This is a genomic window from Pseudomonas sp. M47T1 (genome assembly GCF_000263855.1).
GTDB lineage: Bacteria > Pseudomonadota > Gammaproteobacteria > Pseudomonadales > Pseudomonadaceae > Aquipseudomonas.
Genome location: NZ_AJWX01000001.1, coordinates 224045 through 250483, shown reverse-complemented (window position 1 = coordinate 250483; position 26439 = coordinate 224045). Strand labels below are relative to the sequence as shown.

The 26439-nt window shown below is 61.5% G+C and carries 26 protein-coding genes and 1 riboswitch; of the genes, 11 read left to right on the top strand and 15 right to left on the bottom strand.

Going from position 1 to position 26439, the window contains the following annotated elements:
• The first annotated feature begins 45 nt into the window (after window positions 1-45).
• Complete coding sequence (locus PMM47T1_RS01185) at window positions 46-1224, top strand: NAD(P)/FAD-dependent oxidoreductase (RefSeq protein ID WP_008364996.1); 1179 nt, start codon at window positions 46-48, stop codon at window positions 1222-1224.
• A 118-nt stretch (window positions 1225-1342) separates the two neighbouring features.
• Window positions 1343-3541, top strand: coding sequence for a YccS family putative transporter (gene yccS / locus PMM47T1_RS01180; protein ID WP_043300597.1), 2199 nt, complete (start codon window positions 1343-1345; stop codon window positions 3539-3541).
• Here yccS and PMM47T1_RS01175 read toward each other — a convergent pair whose 3' ends face one another.
• On the bottom strand, window positions 3542-4282 hold the full coding sequence (locus PMM47T1_RS01175) for a substrate-binding periplasmic protein (RefSeq protein WP_043300596.1): 741 nt from the start codon (window positions 4280-4282) through the stop codon (window positions 3542-3544). It abuts the gene before it with no gap.
• Between the two features lie 258 nt (window positions 4283-4540).
• On the opposite strand from PMM47T1_RS01175, the gene PMM47T1_RS01170 reads away from it, so the two are divergent.
• Entirely contained in the window at window positions 4541-4996 is a 456-nt protein-coding gene (locus tag PMM47T1_RS01170; RefSeq protein ID WP_008364991.1) for a GNAT family N-acetyltransferase, read from the top strand.
• Between the two features lie 21 nt (window positions 4997-5017).
• Here PMM47T1_RS01170 and PMM47T1_RS01165 read toward each other — a convergent pair whose 3' ends face one another.
• The 4 genes from PMM47T1_RS01165 to PMM47T1_RS29630 all read right to left on the bottom strand — a co-directional run bounded on the left by PMM47T1_RS01165 (window position 5018) and on the right by PMM47T1_RS29630 (window position 8336).
• Window positions 5018-5314 (bottom strand): winged helix-turn-helix domain-containing protein, encoded by a 297-nt coding sequence (locus PMM47T1_RS01165; protein WP_008364990.1) that lies wholly within the window; start codon window positions 5312-5314, stop codon window positions 5018-5020.
• Between the two features lie 17 nt (window positions 5315-5331).
• The gene (locus PMM47T1_RS01160; RefSeq protein ID WP_008364988.1) at window positions 5332-5826 is read right to left on the bottom strand and encodes a YgjP-like metallopeptidase domain-containing protein; all 495 of its coding nucleotides are present in this window, start codon (window positions 5824-5826) and stop codon (window positions 5332-5334) included.
• A 49-nt stretch (window positions 5827-5875) separates the two neighbouring features.
• Window positions 5876-7996 carry a putative bifunctional diguanylate cyclase/phosphodiesterase gene (locus PMM47T1_RS01155; protein WP_008364987.1) on the bottom strand — a complete coding sequence of 707 codons (2121 nt, stop codon included), beginning with the start codon at window positions 7994-7996 and terminating at the stop codon, window positions 5876-5878.
• Between the two features lie 166 nt (window positions 7997-8162).
• Window positions 8163-8336 carry a hypothetical protein gene (locus PMM47T1_RS29630; RefSeq protein ID WP_157212931.1) on the bottom strand — a complete coding sequence of 58 codons (174 nt, stop codon included), beginning with the start codon at window positions 8334-8336 and terminating at the stop codon, window positions 8163-8165.
• Between PMM47T1_RS29630 and PMM47T1_RS01150 the strand changes: the two genes are divergently transcribed.
• The gene (locus tag PMM47T1_RS01150) at window positions 8335-9006 is read left to right on the top strand and encodes a polysaccharide lyase family 7 protein (protein ID WP_008364984.1); all 672 of its coding nucleotides are present in this window, start codon (window positions 8335-8337) and stop codon (window positions 9004-9006) included. The two genes, PMM47T1_RS29630 and PMM47T1_RS01150, sit on opposite strands and share 2 nt — an antisense overlap.
• A 109-nt stretch (window positions 9007-9115) precedes the next feature.
• On the opposite strand, the gene PMM47T1_RS01145 is transcribed toward PMM47T1_RS01150, so the two are convergent.
• The 7 genes from PMM47T1_RS01145 to tkt all read right to left on the bottom strand — a co-directional run bounded on the left by PMM47T1_RS01145 (window position 9116) and on the right by tkt (window position 16623).
• On the bottom strand, window positions 9116-10216 hold the full coding sequence (locus PMM47T1_RS01145; RefSeq protein WP_008364983.1) for a hypothetical protein: 1101 nt from the start codon (window positions 10214-10216) through the stop codon (window positions 9116-9118).
• A gap of 151 nt (window positions 10217-10367) precedes the next feature.
• Window positions 10368-11432: a class II fructose-bisphosphate aldolase gene (gene fba, locus PMM47T1_RS01140; RefSeq protein ID WP_008364981.1), complete on the bottom strand. Its 1065-nt coding sequence runs from the start codon at window positions 11430-11432 to the stop codon at window positions 10368-10370.
• Between the two features lie 103 nt (window positions 11433-11535).
• Entirely contained in the window at window positions 11536-11859 is a 324-nt protein-coding gene (locus PMM47T1_RS01135) for an MliC family protein (protein ID WP_008364979.1), read from the bottom strand.
• Window positions 11860-11958: 99 nt separating this feature from the next.
• Window positions 11959-12183, bottom strand: coding sequence for a hypothetical protein (locus PMM47T1_RS01130; protein ID WP_008364977.1), 225 nt, complete (start codon window positions 12181-12183; stop codon window positions 11959-11961).
• 33 nt (window positions 12184-12216) lie between these two features.
• Complete coding sequence (locus PMM47T1_RS01125; protein WP_008364975.1) at window positions 12217-13380, bottom strand: phosphoglycerate kinase; 1164 nt, start codon at window positions 13378-13380, stop codon at window positions 12217-12219.
• A 12-nt stretch (window positions 13381-13392) separates the two neighbouring features.
• Entirely contained in the window at window positions 13393-14451 is a 1059-nt protein-coding gene (epd, locus tag PMM47T1_RS01120; protein WP_008364973.1) for an erythrose-4-phosphate dehydrogenase, read from the bottom strand.
• A gap of 174 nt (window positions 14452-14625) precedes the next feature.
• Complete coding sequence (tkt, locus tag PMM47T1_RS01115) at window positions 14626-16623, bottom strand: transketolase (RefSeq protein WP_008364971.1); 1998 nt, start codon at window positions 16621-16623, stop codon at window positions 14626-14628.
• Between the two features lie 259 nt (window positions 16624-16882).
• Here tkt and PMM47T1_RS01110 point away from each other — a divergent pair, with 259 nt between their 5' ends.
• The 5 genes from PMM47T1_RS01110 (at window position 16883) to PMM47T1_RS01090 (ending at window position 21713) form a co-directional block, all read left to right on the top strand.
• Complete coding sequence (locus PMM47T1_RS01110; protein ID WP_008364970.1) at window positions 16883-17878, top strand: ArsR/SmtB family transcription factor; 996 nt, start codon at window positions 16883-16885, stop codon at window positions 17876-17878.
• 18 nt (window positions 17879-17896) lie between these two features.
• Complete coding sequence (gene metK / locus PMM47T1_RS01105; protein WP_008364969.1) at window positions 17897-19087, top strand: methionine adenosyltransferase; 1191 nt, start codon at window positions 17897-17899, stop codon at window positions 19085-19087.
• A 107-nt stretch (window positions 19088-19194) separates the two neighbouring features.
• Complete coding sequence (locus PMM47T1_RS01100; RefSeq protein ID WP_008364967.1) at window positions 19195-19437, top strand: hypothetical protein; 243 nt, start codon at window positions 19195-19197, stop codon at window positions 19435-19437.
• 90 nt (window positions 19438-19527) lie between these two features.
• Window positions 19528-21201 (top strand): NAD-dependent DNA ligase LigB, encoded by a 1674-nt coding sequence (gene ligB / locus PMM47T1_RS01095; RefSeq protein ID WP_008364966.1) that lies wholly within the window; start codon window positions 19528-19530, stop codon window positions 21199-21201.
• 113 nt (window positions 21202-21314) lie between these two features.
• Window positions 21315-21713, top strand: coding sequence for a DUF1090 domain-containing protein (locus PMM47T1_RS01090; protein ID WP_043300595.1), 399 nt, complete (start codon window positions 21315-21317; stop codon window positions 21711-21713).
• Between the two features lie 55 nt (window positions 21714-21768).
• On the opposite strand, the gene PMM47T1_RS01085 is transcribed toward PMM47T1_RS01090, so the two are convergent.
• Together PMM47T1_RS01085 and PMM47T1_RS01080 are read right to left on the bottom strand one after the other, a co-directional pair.
• Window positions 21769-22218, bottom strand: a complete 450-nt coding sequence (locus PMM47T1_RS01085; protein ID WP_008364962.1) for a c-type cytochrome — start codon at window positions 22216-22218, stop codon at window positions 21769-21771.
• A 9-nt stretch (window positions 22219-22227) separates the two neighbouring features.
• A complete protein-coding gene (locus PMM47T1_RS01080; RefSeq protein ID WP_008364961.1) occupies window positions 22228-22614 on the bottom strand; it encodes an MAPEG family protein in 387 nt (128 codons plus the stop codon).
• Window positions 22615-22813: 199 nt separating this feature from the next.
• Between PMM47T1_RS01080 and PMM47T1_RS01075 the strand changes: the two genes are divergently transcribed.
• A complete protein-coding gene (locus tag PMM47T1_RS01075) occupies window positions 22814-24070 on the top strand; it encodes a cation:proton antiporter (RefSeq protein ID WP_008364960.1) in 1257 nt (418 codons plus the stop codon).
• A 68-nt stretch (window positions 24071-24138) separates the two neighbouring features.
• Here PMM47T1_RS01075 and PMM47T1_RS01070 read toward each other — a convergent pair whose 3' ends face one another.
• Complete coding sequence (locus PMM47T1_RS01070) at window positions 24139-24540, bottom strand: acyl-CoA thioesterase (protein ID WP_008364958.1); 402 nt, start codon at window positions 24538-24540, stop codon at window positions 24139-24141.
• 197 nt (window positions 24541-24737) lie between these two features.
• A riboswitch (S-adenosyl-L-homocysteine riboswitch) is annotated at window positions 24738-24842 on the top strand.
• A 21-nt stretch (window positions 24843-24863) separates the two neighbouring features.
• On the opposite strand from PMM47T1_RS01070, the gene ahcY reads away from it, so the two are divergent.
• Window positions 24864-26273 (top strand): adenosylhomocysteinase, encoded by a 1410-nt coding sequence (gene ahcY, locus PMM47T1_RS01065; protein ID WP_008364956.1) that lies wholly within the window; start codon window positions 24864-24866, stop codon window positions 26271-26273.
• The last annotated feature ends 166 nt before the right edge of the window (window positions 26274-26439 follow it).

Here is a 26439-nt window from a genome sequence, read left to right as displayed (position 1 = left end):
ACTCCGCCAAAAGTCATTTTTTTATTTTATTTCGAGGATGATGTTGTGCGCTCTACCGACGTTGTGATCATTGGCGCAGGTGCCGCCGGCCTGATGTGCGCCTTCAGCGCTGCCGCCCGCGGCCGCCAGGTGCTGCTTATTGATCACGCCAACAAGGCCGGCAAGAAGATCCTGATGTCCGGCGGCGGGCGCTGCAACTTCACCAACCTGTACGCCGAACCGGCCAATTTCCTCTCGCAGAACCCGCATTTCTGCAAGTCGGCCCTGGCGCGCTACACCCAGTGGGACTTCATCGCCATGGTGGCCAAGCATGGCGTGCCGTACCACGAGAAGAAACTGGGCCAGCTGTTCTGCGACAACAAGTCCAGCGACATCCTCGAGATGCTGCTGGATGAGTGCCGCCAGGTGAATGTCGACCTGCGCCTGGACACCTCGGTGCAAACCGTCGAAAAGACCGACGCCGGTTACCTGCTCGATACCAGCATGGGTCAGGTCGCCTGCCAGTCGGTGGTAGTGGCCACCGGCGGCCTGTCCATCCCGACCCTGGGTGCCACCGGCTTCGGCTACCAGATTGCCCGCCAGTTCGGCCACGAAGTGCTGGCCACCCGGGCCGGCCTGGTGCCGTTCACCATCACCGACCAGCTCAAGGAACTGTGCACTGAGCTGTCGGGCACCTCGGTGGATTGCCTGGTCAGCTGCAACGACCAGAGCTTTCGCGAGAACATTCTGTTCACCCACCGTGGCCTCAGCGGCCCGGCGATCCTGCAGATCTCCTCGTTCTGGCACCCCGGTGACGCGGTGGAAATCAACTTGCTGCCCGATCACGACGCGCTGGACTGGCTGCAACAGCAACAGGCCGAGCGCCCGAACAGCGAGCTGAAAACCTTGCTGGGCGAACTGTTCACCAAGAAGATGGCCAACCTGCTGGCCGACCACTGGTTCGCCTCCAAGCCCATGAAACAGTACACCCCGGCCGAACTGCGCGAGCTGGCCGAAAAGCTCGGCGCCTGGCAAGTGGTGCCGGCGGGCACCGAAGGCTACCGCACCGCCGAGGTTACCCTGGGCGGCGTGGACACCCGCGAAGTGTCGTCCAAAACCCTGGAATCGCTGAAAAGCCCGGGCCTGTATTTTGTTGGCGAAGTACTGGATGTCAGTGGCCACCTGGGTGGTTTCAACTTCCAGTGGGCGTGGGCCTCGGGCTACGCGGCGGCCCAGTTCGTTTAATAACGTTGCAGGCAGTATCCGGGAACAAATTTTGCTGGTAATAAGGGAGCGGCGACAGAGAATCGCCGCTCGCACCGGCTCTATTTAGCTCATCTGCCCAACAGGTTCGCCCCCCTCTATGGCATCGACCTCGTTTCGCCAATCCATGCGCCGCTTGTGGGCGCTCGACAAGTTCAGCTACAGCGTGCGGGTGTTCATTGCCCTGACCGGGTCCATGGCGTTCTGTTGGTACCAGAAGGAAATGCATTCGCTGATCCCGATCTTCCTCGGGATTATCGCCTGCGCCCTGGCCGAGACCGACGACAACTGGCAAGGCCGCATCAAGGCCCTGGCCGTGACCCTGGTGTGTTTCAGTTGCTCGGCCCTGTCGGTAGAACTGCTGTTCCCCTACCCCTACCTGTTCATTGGCGCCCTGGCCCTGGCGGCGTTTGCCCTGACCATGCTCGGCGCCCTGGGCGAGCGCTATAACGCCGTGGCCTATGCCACCTTGATCGTGGCGGTGTACACCATGATCGGCGTGGACCAACGCGGCGGCGAAACCAGCAACTTCTGGCAGGAACCCCTGCTGCTGGTGACCGGCGCGGCCTGGTATGGCGTGTTGTCGGTGTTGTGGCAGGCGCTGTTTTCCAACCAGCCGGTGCAGCAGGCCCTGGCGCGGCTGTTCCGCGAACTGGGCTACTACCTCAAGCTCAAGGCCAGCCTGTTCGAACCCATCCGCGGCCTTGACATAGAGGCGCGACGCCTGGAGCTGGCCAAGCAGAACGGCCGGGTGGTGGCGGCGCTCAATGCCACCAAGGAAATCATCCTGCACCGCGTGGGCGGCGGCCGCCCAGGCTCGAAAATCAGCCGCTACTTGAAGCTGTACTTCCTGGCCCAGGACATCCACGAACGCGCCAGCTCCTCGCACTACCCCTACAACGCCCTGTCGGAAGCCTTCTTCCACAGTGACGTGCTGTTCCGCTGCCAACGGCTGCTGCGCCAGCAGGGCGCTGCCTGCCGCCGGTTGTCGGAGTCGATCCAACTGCGCCAGCCGTTCATCTACGACGACAGCTTCGCCGAGGCCCTGGGCGACCTGCACGCCTCGCTGGAACACCTGCGCATCCAAAGCAACCCCGCCTGGCGCGGCCTGCTGCGTTCGCTGCGCGCCCTGGCGGCTAACCTGGCCACCCTGGACCGCCTGCTCAGCGACGCCAGCAACCCCGACAAGCTGGCCGACGAGAGCGACAGCAGCCTGCTGGACCGCTCGCCACGCAACCTCGGCGACGTGTGGAACCGCATCCGCCAGAACCTCACGCCCACCTCATTGCTGTTCCGCCATGCCCTGCGCCTGCCCTTGGCACTGACCGTGTGCTACGCCATCGTGCACCTGATCCCCACCACCCAGAGCTACTGGATCATGCTGACCACGGTGTTCGTCTGCCAGCCCAGCTATGGCGCCACGCGGCGCAAACTGGGCCAGCGCATCATCGGCACGGCCATTGGCCTGGTGATTGGTTGGCCGCTGTTCAACCTGTTCCCCAGCCCGCTCGTCCAGTCAATGTTCGCCATCGCCGCCGGCCTGGTGTTCTTCGTCAACCGTACCACCCGCTACACGGTCTCCACGGCCGGTATCACGTTGATGGTGCTGTTCTGCTTCAACCAGGTGGGCGATGGCTACGGCCTGTTCCTGCCGCGCCTGCTCGACACCCTGATCGGCAGCCTGATCGCCATCGTCGCGGTGTTCCTGTTCCTGCCTGACTGGCAGGGCCGACGCCTGAACAAGGTGCTGGCCAATACCCTGGCGTGCAACAGCATCTACCTGCGGCAGATCCTCGAACAGTACGCCCGCGGCAAGCGCGACGACCTCAGCTACCGCCTGGCCCGGCGCAACGCGCACAACGCCGATGCCGCACTGTCCACCACCCTGGCGAACATGCTCATGGAGCCGGGGCACTTCCGCAAGGAAGCCGACGTGGGCTTCCGCTTCCTGGTGCTGTCGCACACGCTGCTCAGCTACCTCTCTGGCTTGGGCGCCCACCGCGCCACCGAACTGCCGGAGCCGGTGCGCACGGAGCTGATCGAAGGCACAGGCCAAACGCTGGTGGCAAGTATCGATGACATCGCCAACAGCCTGGCCAACAAGACCCCAGTGGCGCTGCACAGCGACGCCGAGGAGGCCCTGGCCAACGCCCTGGAGCAAATGCCCGAAGAGGTCGATGAAGGCCAGCGCCTGGTGCAGACGCAACTGGCGCTGATCTGCCGCCAACTGGGCCCGCTGCGTACCCTCGCCGCTCACCTGATCAAGGACAAGGACCAGAAGGAAGCGGCGGCCGCCTGATTACATCCCGTATTGCTTGAGCAACCGCGCATAGCTGCCATCGGCCTGCATCTGGCCGATGGCCTTGTCGAAGGCCGCGACGATCTTCGCGTGGTCCGGGTTTTTCAAGCTCACCAGGATATGCAGGTGGTTGAGGCTCAAGGGCTGGGGCAGGAATTCGACGCCGTTGCGCACCCGCGGTAACTCCCGGCTCAGGTAATAGCGCGCCACGTACTCGTCTTCCAGGGTCAATTTCACCCGGTCGGCCGCCAGCATGCGCACGGCCATGGAGAAGTTGTGCACCGGTACTTTCTGCAACTGGTCGTCATTATCGAACGCGCCGGAGTAGGCGTAGCCGCGCACAATGGCGATGGGGTATGGGTGCAACTCGTCAAGGTTGCCGTTGTACTGAATCGACGAATCCTTGCGTTTGATGAACAGAATGCTGTTTTGCAGGTAGCTGCCCGAGAACTGGCCGATGTGCGTGCGATCGTCGTTGTACCAGGCGTTGACCAGCACGTCGTAACGCCCCTCTTCCACGCCCAGCAACGCGCGGGCCCAGGGCACCTGCTCGAAATCGCTGCCGTAGCCTGCTCGCGCCAGGGCCGTGGTCACCAGTTCCGTGGCCAGCCCGCCGTTGACCATGGTGGCGTCGGTAAAGGGCGGCCAGGCATCCGCCACCAGCCGCAGCCTGTCCGCTGAAGCCGTCTGGGCCAACATCAGCAATCCAAGCAAATACCAGACTCCAAGCAAATGCCGCATGCTCAAGATCCTGTAGCGGGCTCCTGGCCCGTCGTGTTGGTCCTGCATGAAGAACTGCGTGGCGAATGCCACCCTTCTCGACACTAACCTTAGCTCAACATCGCCAAGGCAGGTCCTGCGCCTGGATGACTCACTGATGACAATTCCGGTAATGGCAATGTGCCCTTAATTGAATTGAAGCACAATCCTTACCCGCGACATCGCTTCCATCCTTATGATGGCGGCTGGCAATTGGCACTACATTATTCAGGAGTCAACATGACCATCGAATGGGTCTGCAAACACCACGCTGATCTGGGTATCGACCAGCTGTACCGCATTCTTCAATTGCGCACCGAAGTCTTCGTGGTGGAACAGAAATGTCCTTACCAGGAAGTCGACGGGTTGGACCTGGAAGGTGACACTTGCCATTTGATGGGCTGGGACGGCAATCGGCTGGCCGCCTACCTGCGGCTGCTGGACCCGACGGCCCACGAAGGCGACGTGGTGATCGGCCGCGTGGTGACGGCACCCTTCGCGCGCGGCCAGGGGCTGGGGCACGAGTTGATGACCCAGGCGTTGTTGCACGCGGACAAGCTGTGGCAGCAGGCGCCGATCTATCTCTCGGCGCAGGCGCACCTGCAGGGGTATTACGGCAAGTATGGGTTTGTGGCACAGGGGGAGGAATATCTGGAGGATGATATTCCGCATATCGGCATGCGCCGCCCCCTTTGATCTGCTTGTGTGGGAGTTGGCTCAGGGGTAGCCCAGGGTTCGCTTGATCGCCGACAGATTCCGGCCGATCCAGGCCTTGTCGATGGCGCCCCAGTCGCGCACCACATACTGCCCGATATGGTTGCGCTCCCCTTGCGCCTGCTCGAACTCGCAGACAATGTCCAGGTCGGCCAGCGCCAGCAGTGTGTCCTGTGCTGTGCGCCGGGGCATGCCGGTGGCCTCTGTGATGGCTGGCACGGTGCGGGCCGTGCCGCTGTCGATCAGCCAGGCCACGTACAGTCGGCGGTAGAAGCTGGTCTTGGTCTTGCTCACTTCCATCGAGCTTTCCTTCTGAGTCATTGCGAAAGGTCACGCCAGGTCAGGTATATCCGCAGATCGAATTCCAGCTGATGGTAACCCGGCTGCATGTATTCGCAGAGCTTGTAGAAGGCCTTGTTGTGGTCGGACTCCTTCAAGTGCGCCAGCTCATGCACCACGATCATCTTCAGGAACTGCGGCGCGGCCTCCTTGAACAGCGAGGCAATGCGAATTTCCTTCTTGGCCTTGAGCTTGCCGCCCTGCACCCGCGACACCGCCGTGTGCAGCCCCAGCGCCCGGTGAGTCAGGTCCAGGCGGTTGTCGTAAAGCACTTTGTCCAGGTTCGGCGCATTGCGCAGGTGTTCCTGCTTGAGCTCCAGCGCGTAGGTGTACAGCGCCTTGTCACTCTGCACGCCGTGCCGATCAGGGTAGCGCTGGTGCAGGTAGTCGCCCAGGCGGTTTTCGGACAATAGCGTGCGCACCTGGTCTTGCAGGTGCTGGGGGTAGGCTTGCAGGTACTTGAGCGGGTTCATGGCGGCGATATAAAACGAGGTCAGCCGCCAGTGTACCCAATTTGCATGGCTATACCGTTGCCCAATCGAAATGCCCGGGGAACGCCGAGGCGTCCTCGGACGTCAGCGGCTTGGCCACCACAAAGCCCTGGGCCAGCTCGCAGCCATTGGCCTGCAACCACAGGTATTGCTCGCGGGTTTCCACGCCTTCGGCGATCACGGTGATACCGAAGTCGCGGCACAGCTCGATAATGTTGCGCGCCAATGCCGCGTCGCGCGTGGACTCGGGCAAGCGCGCCACCAGGTGACGGTCCAGCTTGAGCGTATCGATGGGCAGGTCGCGCAGCAGCTTCATTGAGCAGTGGCCGGTGCCGAAATCATCCAGCGCCACGCGCACGCCCAGGTTATGCAGCTCGTGCAACTGCTGCATGGCCTCGTCCTGATTGTGCATCAACGAAGTCTCGACCACCTCCACTTCCAATTGCTGCGCCTGCAGCCCGTTCATGGCAATGGCCCGCTGCAATTCCGGCACCAGGTTGGGCATCGCGAACTGGGCATTGCTCAGGCTGATGCTGAGGATCAACTGGTCGTCGAAGCTGTCGCGCCATACCCGACGCTGGGCGGCGCCCTGCTGGTAGATCCAACTGGTGAGGCGGCTGATCAACCGTGCTTCTTCCAGCAAGGGAATGAACAACCCCGGCGGCACGTCGCCGACGCTGGGGTGACGCCAGCGCAGCAAGGCCTCGAAACCGCGCAGGCGGCCGTCAGCGATGGACACCTGCGGCTGGTAGACCAGGGTGAAATCCTTTTTCTCGATGGCGCTGCTGACGCTGTCTTCCAGCATCAGCCGTGAGCGCGCGCGGCCGTTCATGTCCTGGTCGTAGTAACGGTATTGCTGGCGGCCGGCCTGCTTGGCGGCGTACATGGCTATGTCGGCGGCACGCAGCAGGCTGTCCAGGTTGGAGCCGCACTCAGGGTAGGTGGCGATGCCGATACTGACGCCCAGGGTCACGTCCAGCCCGTCGATCTGCTGGCACATGGAGACTCGGTCAATGAGCTTTTCCGCGACCTTGGCCGCCTGCTCCGGGTATTCCAGGGTGTCCAGCAATGCGGTGAATTCATCGCCGCCCATGCGCGCGACAATGTCATAGGAGCGCAGGCAATCCTTGAGCTGCTCGGCCACCCAGCGCAGTACCTTGTCGCCTGCATCGTGGCCGTGGTTGTCGTTGATGCGCTTGAAACCGTCCAGGTCCAGGTACAGCAGCGCCTGGGTCTTGTCCGAGCGCTCATTGCGCACCAGCGCGCTTTCAACCGTCTGGTAGAAGCCCCGGCGGTTGAGCAGGCCGGTCAGCGGGTCGGTGACCGCCTGGTATTCCAACTGTTGGTGCAGGTTACGCACCACCGACATGTCCAGTACCGTGACCACCATGGCGTGCTGCTCGCCGGGCAGCGGCGCGCACGACAGCGCGGCCGGCAACTGCTGGCCCGACACGGTGCACAGCACCGCGTCATGCACGCGGAATGTCTCTCGGTTGGCGTAGGCCCGGTAAAAGTCGGACTCCAGCCACTGGCCCATGGCCGGCTTGGCCACGAACTTGAGCAGTTCGGCGCCGGTCAGTTCAGCCACCGATGCGTTGAGCAACCGTGAAATGGCCGGGTTGGCGAAACTGATGCGGCCTTTTTCATCGATCACCAGAATGCCTTCGGCGGCATTCTCCAGCACCGAGGCATTAAAGGCCCGGGCCGTTTCCAGGTCCCGGCTCAGGCGTTGCAGGTCGCGACGGTTACGCTGCTGTTCCAGCAAGGCTTGAACCTTGGGCCGCAGGATTTGTGGGTCGAAGGGCTTGAACAGGTAGTCCACGGCGCCATTGGCATAACCCTTGAGCACCGACGCCTGGTTCTGTTCATTGGCGGTAAGGAAAATGATCGGGGTCAGCCGCGTACGCTGGCTGCCGCGCATCAGGCGGGCCACCTCGAAGCCGTCCATGCCCGGCATCTGCACATCAAGCAGAACCAGGTCGACCTCATGTTCCAGCAGCATGCTCAGGGCTTCTACCCCGGATGCAGCCGTGACGACTCGCCAGTCCTGTCGCTCAAGCAAGGCTCGCATGCTGATCAGGTTTTCCGGGTAATCATCGACGACCAGTAATACCGAGCCGCCATCGTTGGACTGGGGTTGCGCGCATTCCATGCATGCTTCTCATCAAGACATTTGGCAGCGGCCTCGCTAGCAAAGACCGGATACATGTTGCTGATTACTTTAGACCGGGATCCAACATAGCGGGAGACGTTAAATTGCCAGCATTGCACCAATGGGCGGTTAGCCGACTAACGGTAAGGTTACACATCCCCCGGAATCAAAGGGCTACGTGCATTTCGACGAAAGGCTGACGCCAACTAATCGACGTGCCAGCATTAACAAAGTATTTTTCAGTCCTTATAAAGAGCGCCCTATCAATCCCAAGCAAAGCGGCAGGATTGGAATTTTCCCGGCAGTCGACCGCCGCGATAAACAAGGAAGCCTTTGCCATGATCGATCTCTCTACCTGGATGTTGAGCGTCCCGGAAGGAACCCCCGCCCAGACCATCAGCACCCCTACCCTCGTATCCGGTTTCAAGGACCGGTACTTCCATTCCGATACCGGTACGCTGTTCTTCTGGGCCCCGGTGACCGGCACGGTCACCGACAGTGCCATCTACCCCCGTTGCGAACTGCGCGAAGCCAATGCCGACGGCTCGGTACGCAACTGGCTGTATTCGGCCGCCGACAACACGCTGCGCGCCACACTGGCCGTGGACCAGGTGCCGTCGTCGGGCAAGGTGGTGATCGGCCAGATCCACGTGTACGGCAGCAACCAGCCGCTGCTGAAAGTGGAATACCAATACAAGACCAAGACCCAGACCGGCAACATCGTCGCCAAGGTGCGTTACCACCTCGATGACGACGAACCCACAGTCATCCAGGTGGCCACCGGCGTGCCCATGGGCAAGCAATTCAACTACCTGATCCACCTGAGCCCAGGCGGCACCCTCAGCGTTGACGCGGCCGGCTATACCTGGGAAGACAAGATCAGCGCCACCTGGAAGGCCTCGCAGCTGTACTTCAAGGCGGGCGTGTACACCCAGGACAACACCGGGGACGTCAACGAAGGCGGCACGGTGACCTTCTACAAACTGGCAATCGCCCATACCGCCAGTTGATCGCCCCCCGCCGCGCCTACGTGGTGGGGCTTGCGACGGGGTGCTTCAGGCATTGCGCCGCGCCTTTGACGCGGCCTGGCGGCCGCTTTTTCAGGTGCTCAGTGCCCGGTCAGTAGCGGATTGACCGGCCCCTTAAGGAGTTGCCGTGAATGCAATTGTCCACCAACCGCTGGCGCAGCGACCAGTCTGTATTGATGATGTAGTGGTTGAGAATTGGCTTGCCTTCGCCCGAAGCGAACCAGGTCATAAGCTTGTCCGACTTGTCATTGGGCACGAACCCCGGCAACGCGTACTTGGCGGCTTGCACTGCCTTGAGTTCGGTCGCTCCCTTTTTCTCGCGCCCTACAGCGGCAATGAAATCTCTCAGAGCGTTGTCGGTAGGCGTATTACTGCCGATCCAACGTTGATTTACGCCGCTCCAAAATGACGAGTCCCGCTCACCGCTGTTGTAGGCGATCACAGTATTGGCCGGCCCCTTGCTCCAGATCTGACCAATGGTCATCGTCGCCATACTCGGGGTCACCAAGCGCTCCACACCCACACTGCCCTTGATCAGCTTCGCCAATTCAAGATGAGCGGCTTTATTGAAACCCTTGAATTCGTGAAAGTCGAGAATGACCATTTCCCGGGACGTATTGAACCCGGGCGTTGAACGAAAATGAGCCAAACCGCCGAGTATGTCATCGCGCACAGTGCGCCCCGAGTTGCCTTGGTGAAAAATCGAAAAGCGTCGGGGGTCGTTTGCCGGGTAACCTGCATAGAACTGCACGCGCAAGTCGAGTACGCGAATGCCCGCACGTAGTTGCTTGAGGGGCGATACGTCCTGGCAGGTTTCATTGCTCGGCGCCCGTTTCGCCTCTTTGTCAGAGGCCGAGTTGTGAGTACCGGGCAAAATGCAGTCCTGGATGCGTAATGAACGTACGCCATCGTACCGGTTCATCCAGTCTTCGCGCACGTTGTTGGGTTTTGCAATACCGCCGGACACACTGCTTGCGGCCACAAGGTTCAAGCCGAACGCAGCAGCATTGAGGCCCTCGAGCCCGGATAGCGGTTCTTCGCAAGGTAGGGGTTCGGCGTAGGAATGAAATGGCTCTGCAACCGTTACGTTTTCAAAATCATCAAACTCCGGAGCATAAGCGAGTATCGACCCATCAGCCGCCAAGTCATCGCGGGCGACATCAGGTTGGGCGCTGTCATTTAAGTCATTCATCGGTAGTCCCTTACAGTGGTTGGTTAACGATGACCACTGTAAGAACCTGCACGGCGCCCGTTAAGCCCGAAGCTTTTCCCGTAACGTTCAGTTGCTTGATAGCGCAATAGAAAACCCGCCACAAGGGCGGGTTTTGGGTGACGCATAATGTTTAGTTGACCTTGGCAGCCAACTCGCCCTTGGCGTAACGCTGGAACATCGCTTCCAGGGAGATCGGCTTGATCTTCGAAGCGTGGCCGGCGGTGCCGAAAGCTTCGTAGCGGGCAATGCACACGTCGCGCATGGCCTTCACGGTTTCACCGAAGAATTTGCGCGGGTCGAATTCGCTCGGGTTGGTGGCCATCAGGCGACGCATGGCACCGGTGGACGCCAGGCGCAGGTCGGTGTCGATGTTGACCTTGCGCACGCCGTGCTTGATGCCTTCGACGATCTCTTCAACCGGCACGCCGTAGGTTTCCTTGATGTCGCCGCCGTACTGGTTGATGATCGCCAGCCACTCTTGCGGTACCGAGGAAGAACCGTGCATCACCAGGTGGGTGTTGGGGATGCGCTTGTGGATTTCCTTGATGCGGTCGATGGCCAGCACGTCACCGGTAGGTGGCTTGGTGAACTTGTACGCACCGTGGCTGGTACCGATGGCGATGGCCAGGGCATCGACCTGGGTCTTCTTGACGAAGTCGGCGGCCTCTTCCGGGTCGGTCAGCATCTGGCTGTGGTCCAGCACGCCTTCGGCGCCGATACCGTCTTCTTCACCGGCCATACCGGTTTCCAGCGAACCCAGGCAACCCAGCTCGCCTTCTACCGACACACCACAGGCGTGGGCCATGGCCACGGTCTGCTGGGTCACGCGCACGTTGTACTCGTAGTCGGTAGGGGTCTTGCCGTCGACACCCAGCGAGCCGTCCATCATGACCGAGCTGAAGCCCAGCTGAATGGAGCGCTGGCACACGTCAGGGCTGGTGCCGTGGTCTTGGTGCATGCACACCGGGATGTGCGGGAATTCTTCGATAGCGGCAAGGATCAGGTGGCGCAGGAAGGGCGCACCAGCGTATTTGCGGGCGCCAGCGGACGCCTGGACGATTACCGGGGAGTCAGTCTTGTCAGCGGCTTCCATGATGGCGCGCATCTGCTCAAGGTTGTTGACGTTGAAAGCTGGGACGCCGTAGCCGAACTCAGCGGCGTGGTCCAGCATCTGGCGCATGCTAATGAGTGCCATTGTGTGTATCTCTCCCGGTCGAGGGTCGTTAATCGTGCAAGCCTGCCGAAGCGGCGGCTGCTATTCAAGTAGTACAGGGCAAGCCTTGGCCAACCCCGCGGCATCACTGGGCCTTGCAGGCCCGGCCAATCAAATCGTTGGTAGCAACCCAGTACACCAGGCCTTCGTTACCCTTGTTGTGGAACGCCAGCACGCCATCACTGTAGAGCGAACCCGAGGCTCCGGGCTCCGATTTCAGACGATAGACCTGGTCACTGCCACCCAGCTTCACTTCCACGCTGCTTTTGCCAGCATCCAGGAAGCGCCAATCGACGGTTGCCTGGCTGTCGCAGGTCCAGTGTGTCCAGTCTGCGGACACCGGGGCCTGGTTGAAACTTGCACATCCGCCCAGCACTGCAAACGCCATCAGGGCCAAAAAGCCTTTCATCGTACTTCCTCGATCTGCAGCGCGAGGGCAGGCGCCTGCGCCTGCCGCTCCATTCCATCGGACTGAAAAGCCCGCTGGTTGTTCCGACCTGTGGTCAACTCAGGGGCAACCGTGCCCCGGAGCCTGCTGTTCAGTGTCGTATTTCTCCAGGCCATCCGGGCCCAGGCGCTTGTTGATGACCGGCACCGTTTCCGCCTGCCAGTCGGCCTGATAGCAACCACCCTTGCCAGGTACCTGCTCGGGCACCTTGGGCGCGGTGTCTGCCTTGTGGGCACACCCGGCCAGCAATCCGGCCAACAGCAACAACGGCAATGCCTTGGTCATCTGGACGTTCCCTTTCCAACTGCGCATGAAGTATCAGGCCTTGGCCCGCTGCTCCAGCATCTCGACGGCTGGCAGCACCTTGCCCTCGACGAACTCGAGGAACGCGCCACCACCGGTGGAAATGTAGGAGATGTCCTGGGAAACGCCATATTTATCAATGGCCGCCAGGGTGTCGCCGCCGCCAGCAATGGAGAAGGCCGAGCTTTGCGCGATGGCCTTGGCCAGCACCTTGGTGCCGTTGCCAAACTGGTCGAATTCGAACACGCCCACCGGCCCGTTCCACAGGATGGTCCTGGACGATTTCAGCAACTCGGCGAACTGCTGGGCCGTTTGCGGGCCGATGTCCAGAATCATGTCGTCGTCGGCCACGTCAGCGATCAGCTTGACGGTGGCTTCGGCGCTTTCGGCGAACTGCTTGGCAACCACCACGTCCACGGGCAGCGGCACGCTGACCTTGGCGGCGATTTCACGAGCGGTATCCAACAGGTCAGGTTCGTACAGCGATTTGCCCACCTTGTGGCCAGCCGCGGCCAGGAAGGTGTTGGCAATGCCGCCGCCGACGATCAGTTGGTCGCAGATCTGGCTGAGGCTGTTGAGCACGTCCAGCTTGGTGGACACCTTGGAACCGGCGACGATGGCCGCCATCGGCTTGGCCGGGGCGCCCAGTGCCTTGCCCAGTGCGTCCAGCTCGGCGGCCAGCAGCGGGCCCGCGGCGGCCACTTTGGCGAACTTGGCCACGCCGTGGGTCGAACCCTCGGCACGGTGGGCGGTGCCGAAGGCATCCATGACGAACACGTCGCACAGGGCGGCGTATTGCTGCGCCAGTTCGTCGGCGTTCTTTTTCTCACCCTTGTTGAAGCGCACGTTCTCGAACAGCACCAGGTCGCCCGCCTTGACGTCAACGCCGCCCAGGTAGTCAGCCACCAGCGGCACGTCGCGGCCCAAGGCCTTGCTCAAGTACTCGGCCACCGGCTTGAGGCTGTCCTGGGCCGAGAACTCGCCTTCGGTTGGCCGGCCCAGGTGCGAGCAGACCATTACGGCCGCGCCCTTCTCCAGCGCCAACTTGATGGTCGGCAGCGAGGCGAGGATACGCGCGTCGCTGGTGACCACGCCGTCCTTCACAGGGACGTTGAGGTCTTCACGGATCAGCACGCGCTTACCCTGCAGATCGAGGTCGGTCATCTTCAACACTGTCATGTGTTCTGTCCTTCAAGCCTGTTTTAATTGTTGGTTGACGACGTACAGAAAGTGGTCCGCGACGTCGAGCATCCGATTGGCGAAACCCCATTCGTTGTCGAACCAGGCCAGGATATTGACCAGGCGCGGGCCTGATACACGAGTCTGGCTGGCGTCGACGATGGCCGAATGCGGGTCATGGTTGAAATCACAGCTGGCGTGCGGCAGTTCGGTGTAGGCCACCAACCCTTTGAGCGGCCCGCTCAACGCGGCGTCATGGAGGATGCGATTGACCTCCGCGGCGTCGGTATCGCGAGTTACCTGCAGGGTGATGTCCAGGCAAGACACGTTGACTGTCGGCACGCGCACTGCTTTGGCCTGGATTCGGCCACCGAGTTCCGGCAACAGCCGCTCTATTCCGCGCGCCAGCCCGGTGGACACCGGGATGATGGACTGGAAGGCCGAGCGGGTGCGGCGCAGGTCTTCGGCATGGTAGGCATCGATCACCGGCTGGTCATTCATCGCGGAATGGATGGTGGTGATCGAAATGTACTCAAGGCCCAGGGCCTCATCCAGCAATCGCAGCAACGGCACGCTGCAATTGGTGGTGCAGGAAGCGTTGGACACCAGGCGTTCGGTACCGGTCAATACCTCCTGGTTGATGCCGAATACCACGGTGGCATCGACATCGGTCTCGCTGGCCATGGGCTGTGAGAACAGTACCCGTGGGGCGCCGGCGTCGAGAAAACGCTGGCCGTCGGCACGGGTATGCCAAGCCCCGGAACACTCTAATACCAAGTCGACGTCAAGCGCCGCCCAGTCGATGCCCTCGGGGGTAGCGCTGCGCAGTACTTTCACGCAGTCGCCATTGATCATCAGACAATCGCCTTCGCTGCGCACCTGCCCGGGGAACCGGCCATGGGTGGAGTCAAAGCGTGTCAGGTACTCAAGGCTGGCCATGTCGGCCAGGTCATTGATGGCAACCACCTCGAAGCCCGCTTCGGCGCCGCGCTCGTACAACGCGCGCATGACGCAACGACCAATGCGGCCGTAGCCATTGAGTGCAACTTTGTAGGGGCGTGGCTGGGGCATGAGGTGCTCACTGAAAACGTGTGGCCAATAAAGCTCCTGTGGGAGCGGGCTCTGCCCGCGAATCATACACCGCCGCACTGTCTGGCAGACCGCGGCGTCCGATTCGCGGGCAGAGCCCGCTCCCACAGGTAGATCCACTACTCAATAAGCCTGCCCCGAAGGGCAGGCCTTGCATCAGTCTTCCAGCAGTTCTTCGGCAGTACCGACGATGTTCTCGACGGTGAAGCCGAACTCTTCGAACAGTTGGGCCGCAGGGGCCGACTCGCCGAAGGTGGTCATGCCGATGACGCGACCTTCCAGGCCCACGTACTTGTACCAGTAGTCGGCGTGCGCGGCCTCGATGGCGATGCGCGCGCTGACTTCCAGTGGCAGCACGGCCTGCTTGTAGCTGGCGTCCTGGGCTTCGAACACGCTGGTGCACGGCATAGACACCACGCGGACCTTGCGGCCCTGCTCGGCCAGAGTGGCCTGGGCCTTCACGGCCAGGTCAACTTCGGAACCGGTAGCGATCAGGATCAGTTCCGGCTCGCCGTCGCAGTCCTTGAGGATGTAGCCACCGCGAGCGATGTCAGCCAGTTGCGCGGCATCACGCGGCTGGTTCTGCAAGTTCTGGCGGGAGAAGATCAGCGCCGAAGGACCATCGTTGCGCTGGATGGCATGCTTCCAGGCCACGGCCGATTCAACGGCGTCGGCTGGGCGCCAGGTATCCAGGTTCGGCGTGCAGCGCAGGCTGGCCAACTGCTCGATCGGCTGGTGAGTCGGGCCGTCTTCGCCCAGGCCGATGGAGTCGTGGGTGAACACGTACAGCACGCGCTTCTTCATCAGCGCCGACATGCGCACCGCGTTGCGGCAGTATTCCATGAAGATCAGGAAGGTAGCGCCGTACGGCACGAAACCGCCGTGCAGGGCGATACCGTTCATGATGGCGCTCATGCCGAATTCGCGAACGCCGTAGTGCAGGTAGTTGCCACCTGGCTCTTCGGCGCTGATGCTCTTGCTGCCCTTCCAGAAGGTCAGGTTGGAGCTGGCCAGGTCAGCCGAGCCGCCCAGCAACTCAGGCAACAGCGGGCCAAAGGCGTTCAGGGCATTCTGGCTGGCCTTGCGGCTGGCAATGGTTTCGCCCTTGGCAACCACTTCGGCAATCCAGGCATCGGCCTTTTGCGCGAAGTCGGCTGGCAGCTCACCGGCCATGCGGCGGATGAAGTCGTTGGCCAGTTCAGGGTGAGCAGCGGCGTAGGCAGCGAAACGCTGGTCCCAGTCGGCTTCCAGTGCGCGGCCGGCTTCCTTGGCGTCCCATTCGGCGTAGATGTCGGCCGGGATTTCGAAGGCGGCGTGGTTCCACTTCAGCGCGGCGCGGGTCAGCGCCACTTCTTCGGCGCCCAGGGCCGAACCGTGGGACTCTTCCTTGCCCTGCTTGTTCGGCGAGCCGAAACCGATGGTGGTCTTGCAGCAGATCAGTGTCGGACGGTCGCTCTTGCGAGCGGTCTCGATGGCGGTCTTGATCTCGTCGGCGTCATGGCCGTCGACGTTGCGGATCACCTGCCAGTTGTAGGCTTCGAAACGCTTCGGCGTGTCGTCGGTGAACCAGCCTTCGACTTCACCGTCGATGGAGATACCGTTGTCGTCGTAGAAAGCGATCAGCTTGCCCAGGGCCAAGGTACCGGCCAGGGAAGCAACTTCGTGGGAGATGCCTTCCATCATGCAGCCATCACCCAGGAAAACGTAGGTGTTGTGGTCGACGACGTTGTGGCCTGGGCGGTTGAACTGGGCCGCCAGGGTTTTCTCGGCGATGGCGAAGCCAACGGCGTTGGCCAGGCCCTGGCCCAACGGGCCGGTGGTGGTTTCAACACCTGGGGTGTAGCCGTATTCCGGGTGACCTGGGGTGCGGCTGTGCAGTTGGCGAAAGTTCTTCAGGTCGTCGATCGACAGGTCGTAACCGGTCAGGTGCAACAGCGAGTAGACCAGCATCGAACCGTGACCATTGGACATCACGAAACGGTCGCGGTTGGCGAACGACGGATTGGTCGGGTTGTGCTTCAAGAAGTCACGCCAAAGTACTTCGGCGATATCCGCCATGCCCATGGGGGCACCGGGATGGCCGCTGTTGGCTTTTTGCACGGCATCCATGCTGAGGGCACGAATGGCGTTGGCACGCTCACGACGGCTGGGCATCGCTTATCTCCTGGGCTTTGTAAAAAGTACGGATTCGGAAAAGACCGGCATTTTCCCCCAGGCCACGTCTCTGGGCAATGACAGATAGTCATTGCACAGCGTTTTTCCTGCCTGGCGGGTGGTAAATGCCGACCGGCCTGCAACGTATACATGCAGTGGACCGCATTTACGGCTGATCGACTCCACCCATCGACCAATATCAAAACTTTTTGATATTGCTATTGCCGAGGGCGATTTCGCTGACTAGACTGCCGAACTTATGAATCTACCCGCGCCTGCAATCCGCCATGAATACAGCGACGAGCTGGCCGCCCTGTGCAAGGCCGGCGGCGACCCGCTGCGGCTTAATGTATTGCGCGCGCTGGCCAACGATTCGTTTGGCGTGCTGGAACTGGCGCAGATCTTCGCCATCGGCCAGTCGGGCATGAGCCACCACCTCAAGGTTCTGGCCCAGGCCAACCTGGTGGCTACCCGCCGCGAAGGCAACGCGATTTTTTACCGCCGCGCCCTGCCCGATGCCGCGGTATTGGGCGGGCGCCTGCACGCCGCGCTGCTGGACGAGGTCGACGACCTTGACTTGCCTGCCGATGCCCAGGCACGCATGGCCCTGGTGCAGTGCCAGCGCGCTGCCGCCAGCGAACACTTTTTCTCGCGCATGGAAGAAAAATTCCGTGCACAGCAGGACCTGATCGCCGGCCTGGCGCAATACCGCGAAAGCGTCCTGGCGCTGCTGGACAAGCTCAGCTTCGGCGAGCACGCCAGCGCCCTGGAGATAGGCCCGGGGGACGGCGCGTTCCTGCCCGACCTGGCCCGTCGTTTCGCCCAGGTCACCGCGCTGGACAACAGCGCCGAAATGCTTGAACTGGCCCGCCAGCTCTGCCAACGCGAACAACTGGACAACGTCCAGCTGCGCCTGGCCGATGCCTTGGGCGACATCACCGTACAGGCCCACTGCGTGGTCCTGAACATGGTGCTCCACCACTTCCCGGAACCTGCCGCGGCGCTCAAGCAATTGGCTGCGCGGGTGACACCAGGCGGCAGCCTGCTGGTAACCGAGTTGTGCAGCCATAACCAGAGCTGGGCAAAAGAAGCCTGCGGCGACCTCTGGTTAGGTTTTGAACAGGAAGATCTGGCCTTTTGGGCTACTGCTGCGGGACTGGTTCCCGGGGAAAGCCTCTATGTGGGCTTACGTAATGGTTTCCAGATTCAGGTCCGCCATTTTCAGCGGCCGGCTGGCGACACTCACCATCGGTAAATTTAGGAAACCGTCGAGATGAGCGAATATTCACTTTTCACCTCCGAGTCCGTATCTGAAGGGCACCCGGACAAGATCGCCGACCAGATTTCTGATGCGGTGCTGGACGCCATCATTACCCAAGACAAGTTCGCCCGCGTCGCGTGCGAAACCCTGGTGAAAACCGGTGTGGCCATCATCGCCGGCGAAGTGACCACTTCGGCCTGGGTAGACCTGGAAGACATCGTCCGCAAGGTCATCGTCGACATCGGTTACAACAGCTCCGAAGTCGGCTTCGACGGCGCCACCTGCGCGGTAATGAACATCATCGGCAAGCAATCCGTGGACATCGCCCAGGGCGTTGACCGCAGCAAGCCTGAAGATCAGGGCGCCGGCGACCAGGGCCTGATGTTCGGCTACGCCAGCAACGAAACCGACGTGCTGATGCCAGCGCCGATCTGCTTCTCGCACCGTCTGGTAGAGCGTCAGGCCGAAGCCCGCAAGTCGGGCCTGCTGCCTTGGCTGCGCCCGGACGCCAAGTCCCAGGTCACTTGCCGCTACGAAGGCGGCAAAGTGGTGGGCATTGACGCCATCGTGCTGTCGACCCAGCACAACCCGGACGTCTCCTACGCCAACCTGCGTGAAGGCGTGATGGAAGAGATCGTCAAGAAGGTGATCCCGGCCGAACTGCTGCATAGCGACACGCAGTTCCACATAAACCCCACCGGCAACTTCATCATCGGCGGCCCGGTTGGCGACTGCGGCCTGACCGGCCGCAAGATCATTGTCGACAGTTACGGCGGCATGGCTCGCCACGGTGGCGGCGCGTTCTCGGGCAAGGACCCATCCAAGGTTGACCGCTCGGCCGCCTACGCCGGTCGCTACGTGGCCAAGAACATCGTGGCCGCAGGCCTGGCCGACCGTTGCGAGATCCAGGTTTCCTACGCCATCGGCGTGGCCCAGCCAACCTCGATCTCGATCAACACCTTCGGCACCGGCAAGATCAGCGATGACAAGATCATCAACCTAGTCCGCGAGCACTTCGACCTGCGCCCTTACGCGATCACCACCATGCTCGACCTGCTGCACCCGATGTACCAGCGCACCGCGGCCTACGGCCACTTCGGCCGTACCCCGGAGCAAGTGACCGTGGGTGACGACACCTTCACTACCTTCACCTGGGAACGCACCGACCGTGCCGCCTCCCTGCGTGCCGCTGCCGGCCTGTAACAAGACCGACACTAAATAAAAAGCCCTGGCCGGGAAACTGGCCGGGGCTTTTTTGCTCATATGCCTGCCCTTTGCGGGCTGTGTCTATTTCCGAATTTGAGGTTCCGATGCGCATTTCGCTGTTCGCCCCCGCCGCCGCCCTGCTGGGCCTGTTTGCCATCAACGCCCAGGCCGCCAACATGGCTACCATGGCCAATGCTCCCGACAGTCACAACAACCAGGTACAGGTGCACAAGGCTCCGCACACGCAGTTGCAGCACAAGCAGGTAGTGAAGAAGGCGCCAACGCCCAAGCACAAGCCCCAGGCTCGCAACACCCAGGTCCACCACGACGCGCCAGCCAACCGCTGAAGCCGTAGCACCCGGTAACCAGACAGCCGGGCGCCAGTGACAAAGCTTTCCTAGGCTAGGGGTTCCTGCTGTCGCGCAAGGACGCCGACAATGAAAGCCCTGCTGCTGTTGCTCGCCCTGCTGTCACCCATCGCCCTGGGCAATGAATGCCCAACCTGGGACACCGCCGGCGCCCAGCGCCAGATCTACGCATTGCACGCGCAAATCAGCCAGTGGGATGACCACTACCATCGCCAGGGCGTATCGCCCATCGCCGACGAGCTCTATGACCAGTCGCGCTTGCGCCTGGAACACTGGTACCGCTGTTTCCCCGCCGTCACCGGCGCGATTGCCGCCCCCCTTGCCACGGCCTCAGGCCCAGTACCTCATCCCGTCGCCCATACGGGTGTCAGCAAGCATGCCGAACAGGCCAGCGTTGCCACCTGGCTCGCCGGCAAGCAGGATGTGTGGGTGCAACCCAAGGTCGATGGCGTGGCCGTCACCCTGGTCTATCGCCAGGGGCGCCTGCAACAGCTGATCAGCCGCGGTGACGGCACCCAGGGGCATGATTGGACCGCCGCCGCGCACGCCATCGCCGCCCTGCCCGCCACATTGCCACGGGCTGTAGATTTGGTGCTGCAGGGCGAGCTGTATTGGCGCTATGACGGCCATGTGCAAGCAACCGCCGGCAGCGACAATGCGCGCAGCAAGGTGGCCGGGTTGATGGCGCGCAAGTCACTCAGCGCCGAGGAAGGCGCCGCCTTGGGCCTGTTTGCCTGGGACTGGCCGGACGGCCCGCCCACCTTGCCCGAACGCCTTGCCGGGCTGAAGGAGCTGGGCTTTGCCGAGCCGGCAGACTACAGCCAGCCCATTGAATCGGTCGAAGACGCCAGCCACTGGCGTGACCACTGGTACAACAGCCCACTGCCGTTCGCCAGCGACGGCCTTATCCTGCGCCAAAGCCTTCGCCCGCCCGCCGCACGCTGGCAGGCCAAAGTGCCGTACTGGATAGCCGCCTGGAAATACCCTTATGCCCAGGCCCTGGCCGAGGTTCGCGAGGTGACATTCAGTATTGGCCGCAGCGGACGGATTACTCCCATTCTCGAACTGTTGCCAGTGCGCCTGGACGATCGCACGGTGCGGCGCGTAAGCGTTGGTTCGCTGAACCGTTGGCAAACATTGGATATCCGGCCTGGCGATCAGGTGGCCATCGACCTGGCTGGTTTGACCATTCCGCGCCTCGACACCGTCATATGGCGCAGCCCGGAGCGCCTCGACATACAGCCACCCGACGCTGCGCTTTACCACGCCCTGAGCTGTTGGCAGCCTCAACCCGGGTGCGAAGACCAGTTTCGCGCGAGGCTGACCTGGCTGGCGGACAAACGTGCGCTGGACCTGCCGCACCTGGGCCCCGGCACCTGGGGTCGCCTGGTCGAACACGGCCATGTCAATGGCCTGCTGGACTGGCTGGCACTGACCGATGATGACCTGCTGGGCATGCCAGGCATGGCCGGACGTAGCCGCGAGCGCCTGCTGGCCAGCTTTGCCCTGGCACGCCAGCGCAGTTTCGGCCAATGGCTCACCGCCCTCGGGGTTCCCGCCGGGGTGCAATTGAACGCTGCTGACAACTGGCAAACGCTAAGCGAGCGCGACGCCGCGCAATGGCGCGAACAACCCGGAATCGGCGTAACCAGGGCCGAGCAACTGGCCAGGTTTTTCCGTCACCCGCCCGTGGTGCAGTTGGCGGACCAATTGGCCACCGCCGGCATAGCAGGGTTCCTGTAGCGGATGACCTTTAGCCGCTGCCGCGAGGTTTTTATTACAGGCAACCAGGAAACTTCCTACAGACAATGGCTTCAATAAGGTTTCCAATAGCGCGGTCCTTGAACGGAGTCACCATGAAAACCCTACCTTTCCTTGCAGCGCTAACCCTTTGCTGCGCTGTGTCTGCCCCTTTGCTGGCCGCAGACCAGGACACCGCCGACATCAAAGGCTGCGAAGCCAAGCGCCTAGCCATCAGCAACCAGCTCGACCAGGCCCGCGCCCAGGGCAACAGCGCCCAGCAGACTGGCCTGACCAAGGCGCTGGACGAAAACAAGGCCAACTGCACGGACGCCGGCTTGCAGAAAGAGCGCGAGAACAAGGTGCTCGACGCCCGTCACGAAGTTGCCAAGCGCCAGGCCGACCTGGACAAGGCCATGAAGAAAGGCGACTCGGACAAGATCAACTCGCGCAAGGACAAGCTGGCCGAGTCGCGCAAGGAACTGCAGCAGGCGCTGGACGAATTGGATAAGTAAACCTTGTAGCCTTGCGACAGCCGCTACAAGGGCGGTGCGACTGCGATATCTGCAATCAATGATCGCGAAACTCGCGATGGCACGCCTTGCAACTGCCTTCCACCTTCTGCATCGGCCCATCCAGCCCCGTGGCCTCCAGCGGCTGGGCTCGCGTAGCCAGCACCAACTGCGCGGTCGACGCCTCAAGCGCCCGCGCCAGTTCCTGGAACCGCGCCTGTTTCTCCCACACATCGGCCTTCGCCGCCGTATGGTCTTCTTCACGCACCTTGGGGAAATGCTGCCAGGGCTGCTGCGCCAACTGATCGAGCTTCACCGCACTGGCCGCGAACTGCGCGCCGTCGAACGGCAGGCGGCCCAGCAACATGCCATTCATGTCTTCGCTGGTGTGCAACATTTGCTTGAAAATGGCCTTGCGCTGACCCAGCGGGGAATTGGGGTCAACGCCGCCGCAGGCGCTCAGCGTAAGGCATGTAAGGGCTAGCACGGTAAGCGTCTTGATTGTCATGGTGTTCGATCAGACCGAAACGAAAAAGAAACTGGCAATCAGCCCCAGGCCAACAAACCACACCAGTGAACGCAGCATGGCCCAATCGGCCAGGTAGCAGATGATGTATAGCAGGCGGCTGGTAATAAACATCACCGCCAATACGTCCATGGTCACCTGCTGGGCGTTGTGGCAGATATAGGCAATGATCACCGCGGCAGCAAATGCCGGGAATGCCTCGAAGCTGTTCTGCTGGGCTGCGTGGGCCCGCCTGGGAAAGCCTTCGAGTTTTTCCAGAAAGGTGCGCGGGTCGTGATTTTGTCGTGGGCCAAACTTGCCACCACTGAACTTGGCAATACTGGTGCAAACGAACGGCAACACCATGGCAATCAACACACACCAGAAGGCAACAGTCATGACAATCCTTAGCTTATGGCTGGCAAGGGAGTAAGTGTACGCAGGCATCTTAGCGCGTGTCCGAGGCAGTCAGGCAACTCTGCGCAAGAGTTTGTAACAACTGCGACATTCGTGCCTGTGTCACCAAAGGTTACCGAACCGTCCAAGCTTGTACATGGCGCCGCTGCGCTTTAATTGTCACACCACCATGGGAGCCCGGATGCTCGAGTTAGTCGCCGCCTTTATCTGCCTCACCACCCTGCTCACTTACGTCAATTTTCGCTTTATCGGCCTGCCGCCCACCATCGGCGTGATGGTCACTGCCTTGATGTTTTCACTGCTGCTGCAAGGCTTGAGCGTGCTCGGCTACCCGGGCCTTGAGGCACGCGTGCAGGCCCTTATCGGCCAGATCGATTTCGGCGACCTGCTGATGAACTGGATGTTGGCGTTCCTGCTGTTCGCCGGCGCCCTGCACGTGAACCTCAGCGACCTGCGCAGCTACCGCTGGCCGATTGGCCTACTGGCCACCTTCGGGGTATTGATTGCCACGCTGGTGATTGGCACCCTGGCCTTCTGGATTTTCGGCCTGTTCGGCTGGCACGTGAGCTTTCTCTATTGCCTGCTGTTCGGCGCGCTGATTTCGCCCACCGACCCCATTGCGGTACTCGGCGTGCTGCGCACGGCCAACGCTTCCAAACCATTGAAAACCACTATTGTCGGTGAGTCGCTGTTCAACGACGGTACCGCCGTGGTGGTATTCACCGTACTGCTGGGCATTGCCCAGCAAGGCGAAACGCCAACGATGGGTGAAACCGCGATGCTGTTCGTTCACGAAGCCATAGGTGGCGTGCTGTTTGGCGCGCTGATCGGCTACGTGGTGTACCGCATGATCAAAAGCATCGAGCAGTACCAGGTGGAGGTCATGCTGACCCTGGCGCTGGTCATTGGTGGCTCGGCCATGGCCTATGAATTGCACGTTTTGGCGCCCATCGCCATGGTCACTGCCGGCTTGATCATCGGCAACCTGGGCCGCAAGCTAGCCATGAACGACATGACCCGCCGCTACATGGATGGTTTCTGGGAGCTGCTGGATGACATGCTCAACGCTTTGCTGTTCGCCCTGATCGGCATGGAGTTGCTGCTGTTGCCGTTTTCCTGGATGCACGTTGTCGCATCCAGCGTGCTGGCGGTGGCGATCCTGCTGTCGCGCCTGCTGACCGTGGCGCCGGCCATCCTGCTGTTGCGCCGCTGGCGCAGCGTGCCACGGGGCACCATCCGCATTCTCACCTGGGGAGGCTTGCGCGGTGGCGTGTCGGTCGCCCTGGCGCTGGCGTTGCCAGTGGGCCCGGAACGCGACCTGCTACTGAGCATCACCTACATCGTGGTGCTGTCGTCGATCCTGCTGCAGGGGTTGAGCATCGGCAAGCTGGTGAAAAGCGTGACGCGCGATACCCCGCAAGAGGAAGTGGCACACTGACCTGCAATCCTGATAAGGAGCAGTTGCTCTTGTGGGAGCGGGCTCTGCCCGCTGCCACATAGCCAAGGTCACTCTACGCCTTCACCCTCGAACTGATCCTTGATGTAGCGGATCTCGGTGCGGCCATGGGGCGCCGGCAGGCCGTCTTCGCCCAGGTTGACGAAGACCATCTTGTCGACGGTGAGGATGCTTTTGCGGGTGATCTTGTTGCGAACTTCGCACATCAGGGTGATCGAGGTGCGGCCAAACTCGGTGGCCGTGATGCCTAGCTCGATGATGTCGCCCTGGCGCGAGGCGCTGACGAAGTTGATCTCGGAAATGTATTTGGTCACCACGCGCTGATTGCCAAGCTGCACGATGGCGTAGATCGCCGCCTCTTCGTCGATCCAGCGCAGCAGGCTGCCACCGAACAGGGTGCCGTTGGGGTTCAGGTCTTCGGGTTTTACCCACTTGCGGGTGTGGAAGTTCATGTTCACTCCAGGCCATGTTGCGGTTGATGCGCCCATCATCTCAGACCTTAGCCCACGCCTCCATTGGACTATGGCTATGAGGGCGATAAACCTTCGGGCAGTTGTTGTCGGAAAGCCTTGGGAAGCGCCGCCTTCCTCTATATAATCGCCCCCGTTCCAAAAAAACGGCCATCGTCTTTCCCGGTCGTTCCCGCCACCTGTCCGAGGGGCGCTGCAGCAGGGATTCCTGTCAGGCTCGGATGGGGCGTTGCCCGCACGGTTGGTCCGTACGGGCTCTAAACGCACAACGGCGCCCATTCGCACATTACGAATGGAGGCTCTTCATGAGCGCTGTACTTACGCCTGCAGGTTTCAACGATTTCAAGGTTGCCGATATTTCCCTGGCCGCCTGGGGCCGCCGCGAAACCATCATCGCCGAATCGGAAATGCCTGCACTGATGGGCCTGCGCCGCAAATACGCCGGTGAGCAACCGCTCAAGGGCGCGAAGATCCTTGGCTGCATCCACATGACCATTCAGACCGCCGTGCTGATCGAAACCCTGGTGGCCCTGGGTGCCGAAGTTCGCTGGTCGTCCTGCAACATTTTCTCCACCCAGGACCAGGCCGCTGCCGCCATCGCCGCCGCCGGCATCCCTGTGTTCGCCTGGAAGGGCGAGACCGAAGAAGAGTACGAGTGGTGCATCGAGCAGACCATCCTGAAGGATGGCCAGCCTTGGGACGCCAACATGATCCTGGACGATGGCGGCGACCTGACCGAAATCATCCACAAGAAATACCCGGCCATGCTGGATCGCATCCACGGCGTGACCGAAGAAACCACCACTGGCGTACACCGCCTGCTGGACATGCTGGCCAAGGGCGAGCTGAAAATCCCGGCCATCAACGTCAACGACTCGGTAACCAAGAGCAAGAACGACAACAAGTACGGCTGCCGTCACAGCCTGAACGATGCCATCAAGCGCGGCACCGACCACCTGCTGTCGGGCAAGCAAGCCCTGGTGATCGGCTACGGTGACGTGGGCAAGGGCTCGGCCCAATCCCTGCGTCAGGAAGGCATGATCGTCAAGGTCACCGAAGTTGACCCGATCTGCGCCATGCAAGCCTGCATGGACGGTTTCGAACTGGTTTCGCCGTTCATCGACGGTGAAAACGACGGTACCGAAGCCAGCATCGACAAGGCCCTGCTGGGCAAGATCGACCTGATCGTCACCACCACCGGTAACGTCAACGTCTGCGATGCGAACATGCTCAAGGCCCTGAAGAAGCGCGCCGTGGTATGCAACATCGGTCACTTCGACAACGAAATCGACACCGCTTTCATGCGCAAGAACTGGGCATGGGAAGAAGTGAAGCCACAGGTACACAAGATCCACCGTACCGGCCCGGGCGCCTTCGATGCTCAGAACGATGACTACCTGATTCTGCTGGCCGAAGGCCGTCTGGTGAACCTGGGTAACGCCACTGGTCACCCAAGCCGCATCATGGACGGTTCGTTCGCCAACCAGGTACTGGCGCAGATCTTCCTGTTCGACCAGAAATACGCCGACCTGTCGCCCGCCAAGAAAGCCGAGCGCCTGACCGTTGAAGTACTGCCGAAGAAACTCGACGAAGAAGTGGCCCTGGAAATGGTACGCGGCTTCGGCGGCGTGGTTACCAAGCTGACCAAGCAGCAGGCCGACTACATTGGCGTAACCGTGGAAGGCCCGTTCAAGCCTCACGCCTACCGCTACTGATTGGCGCAGTCCGAAAGGGACCTGGAGCTTTGTAGGACCGGGCTCTGCCCGGGAACCAGACACCGCAGTGCAACTCAAGCACCGTAGTGTCCTTTTCCCGGGCAGAGCCCGGTCCCACAGGCAAGCTTCAGGGCCTTTCGGCTTTCGAGTTTCCAGATAGGTGTAA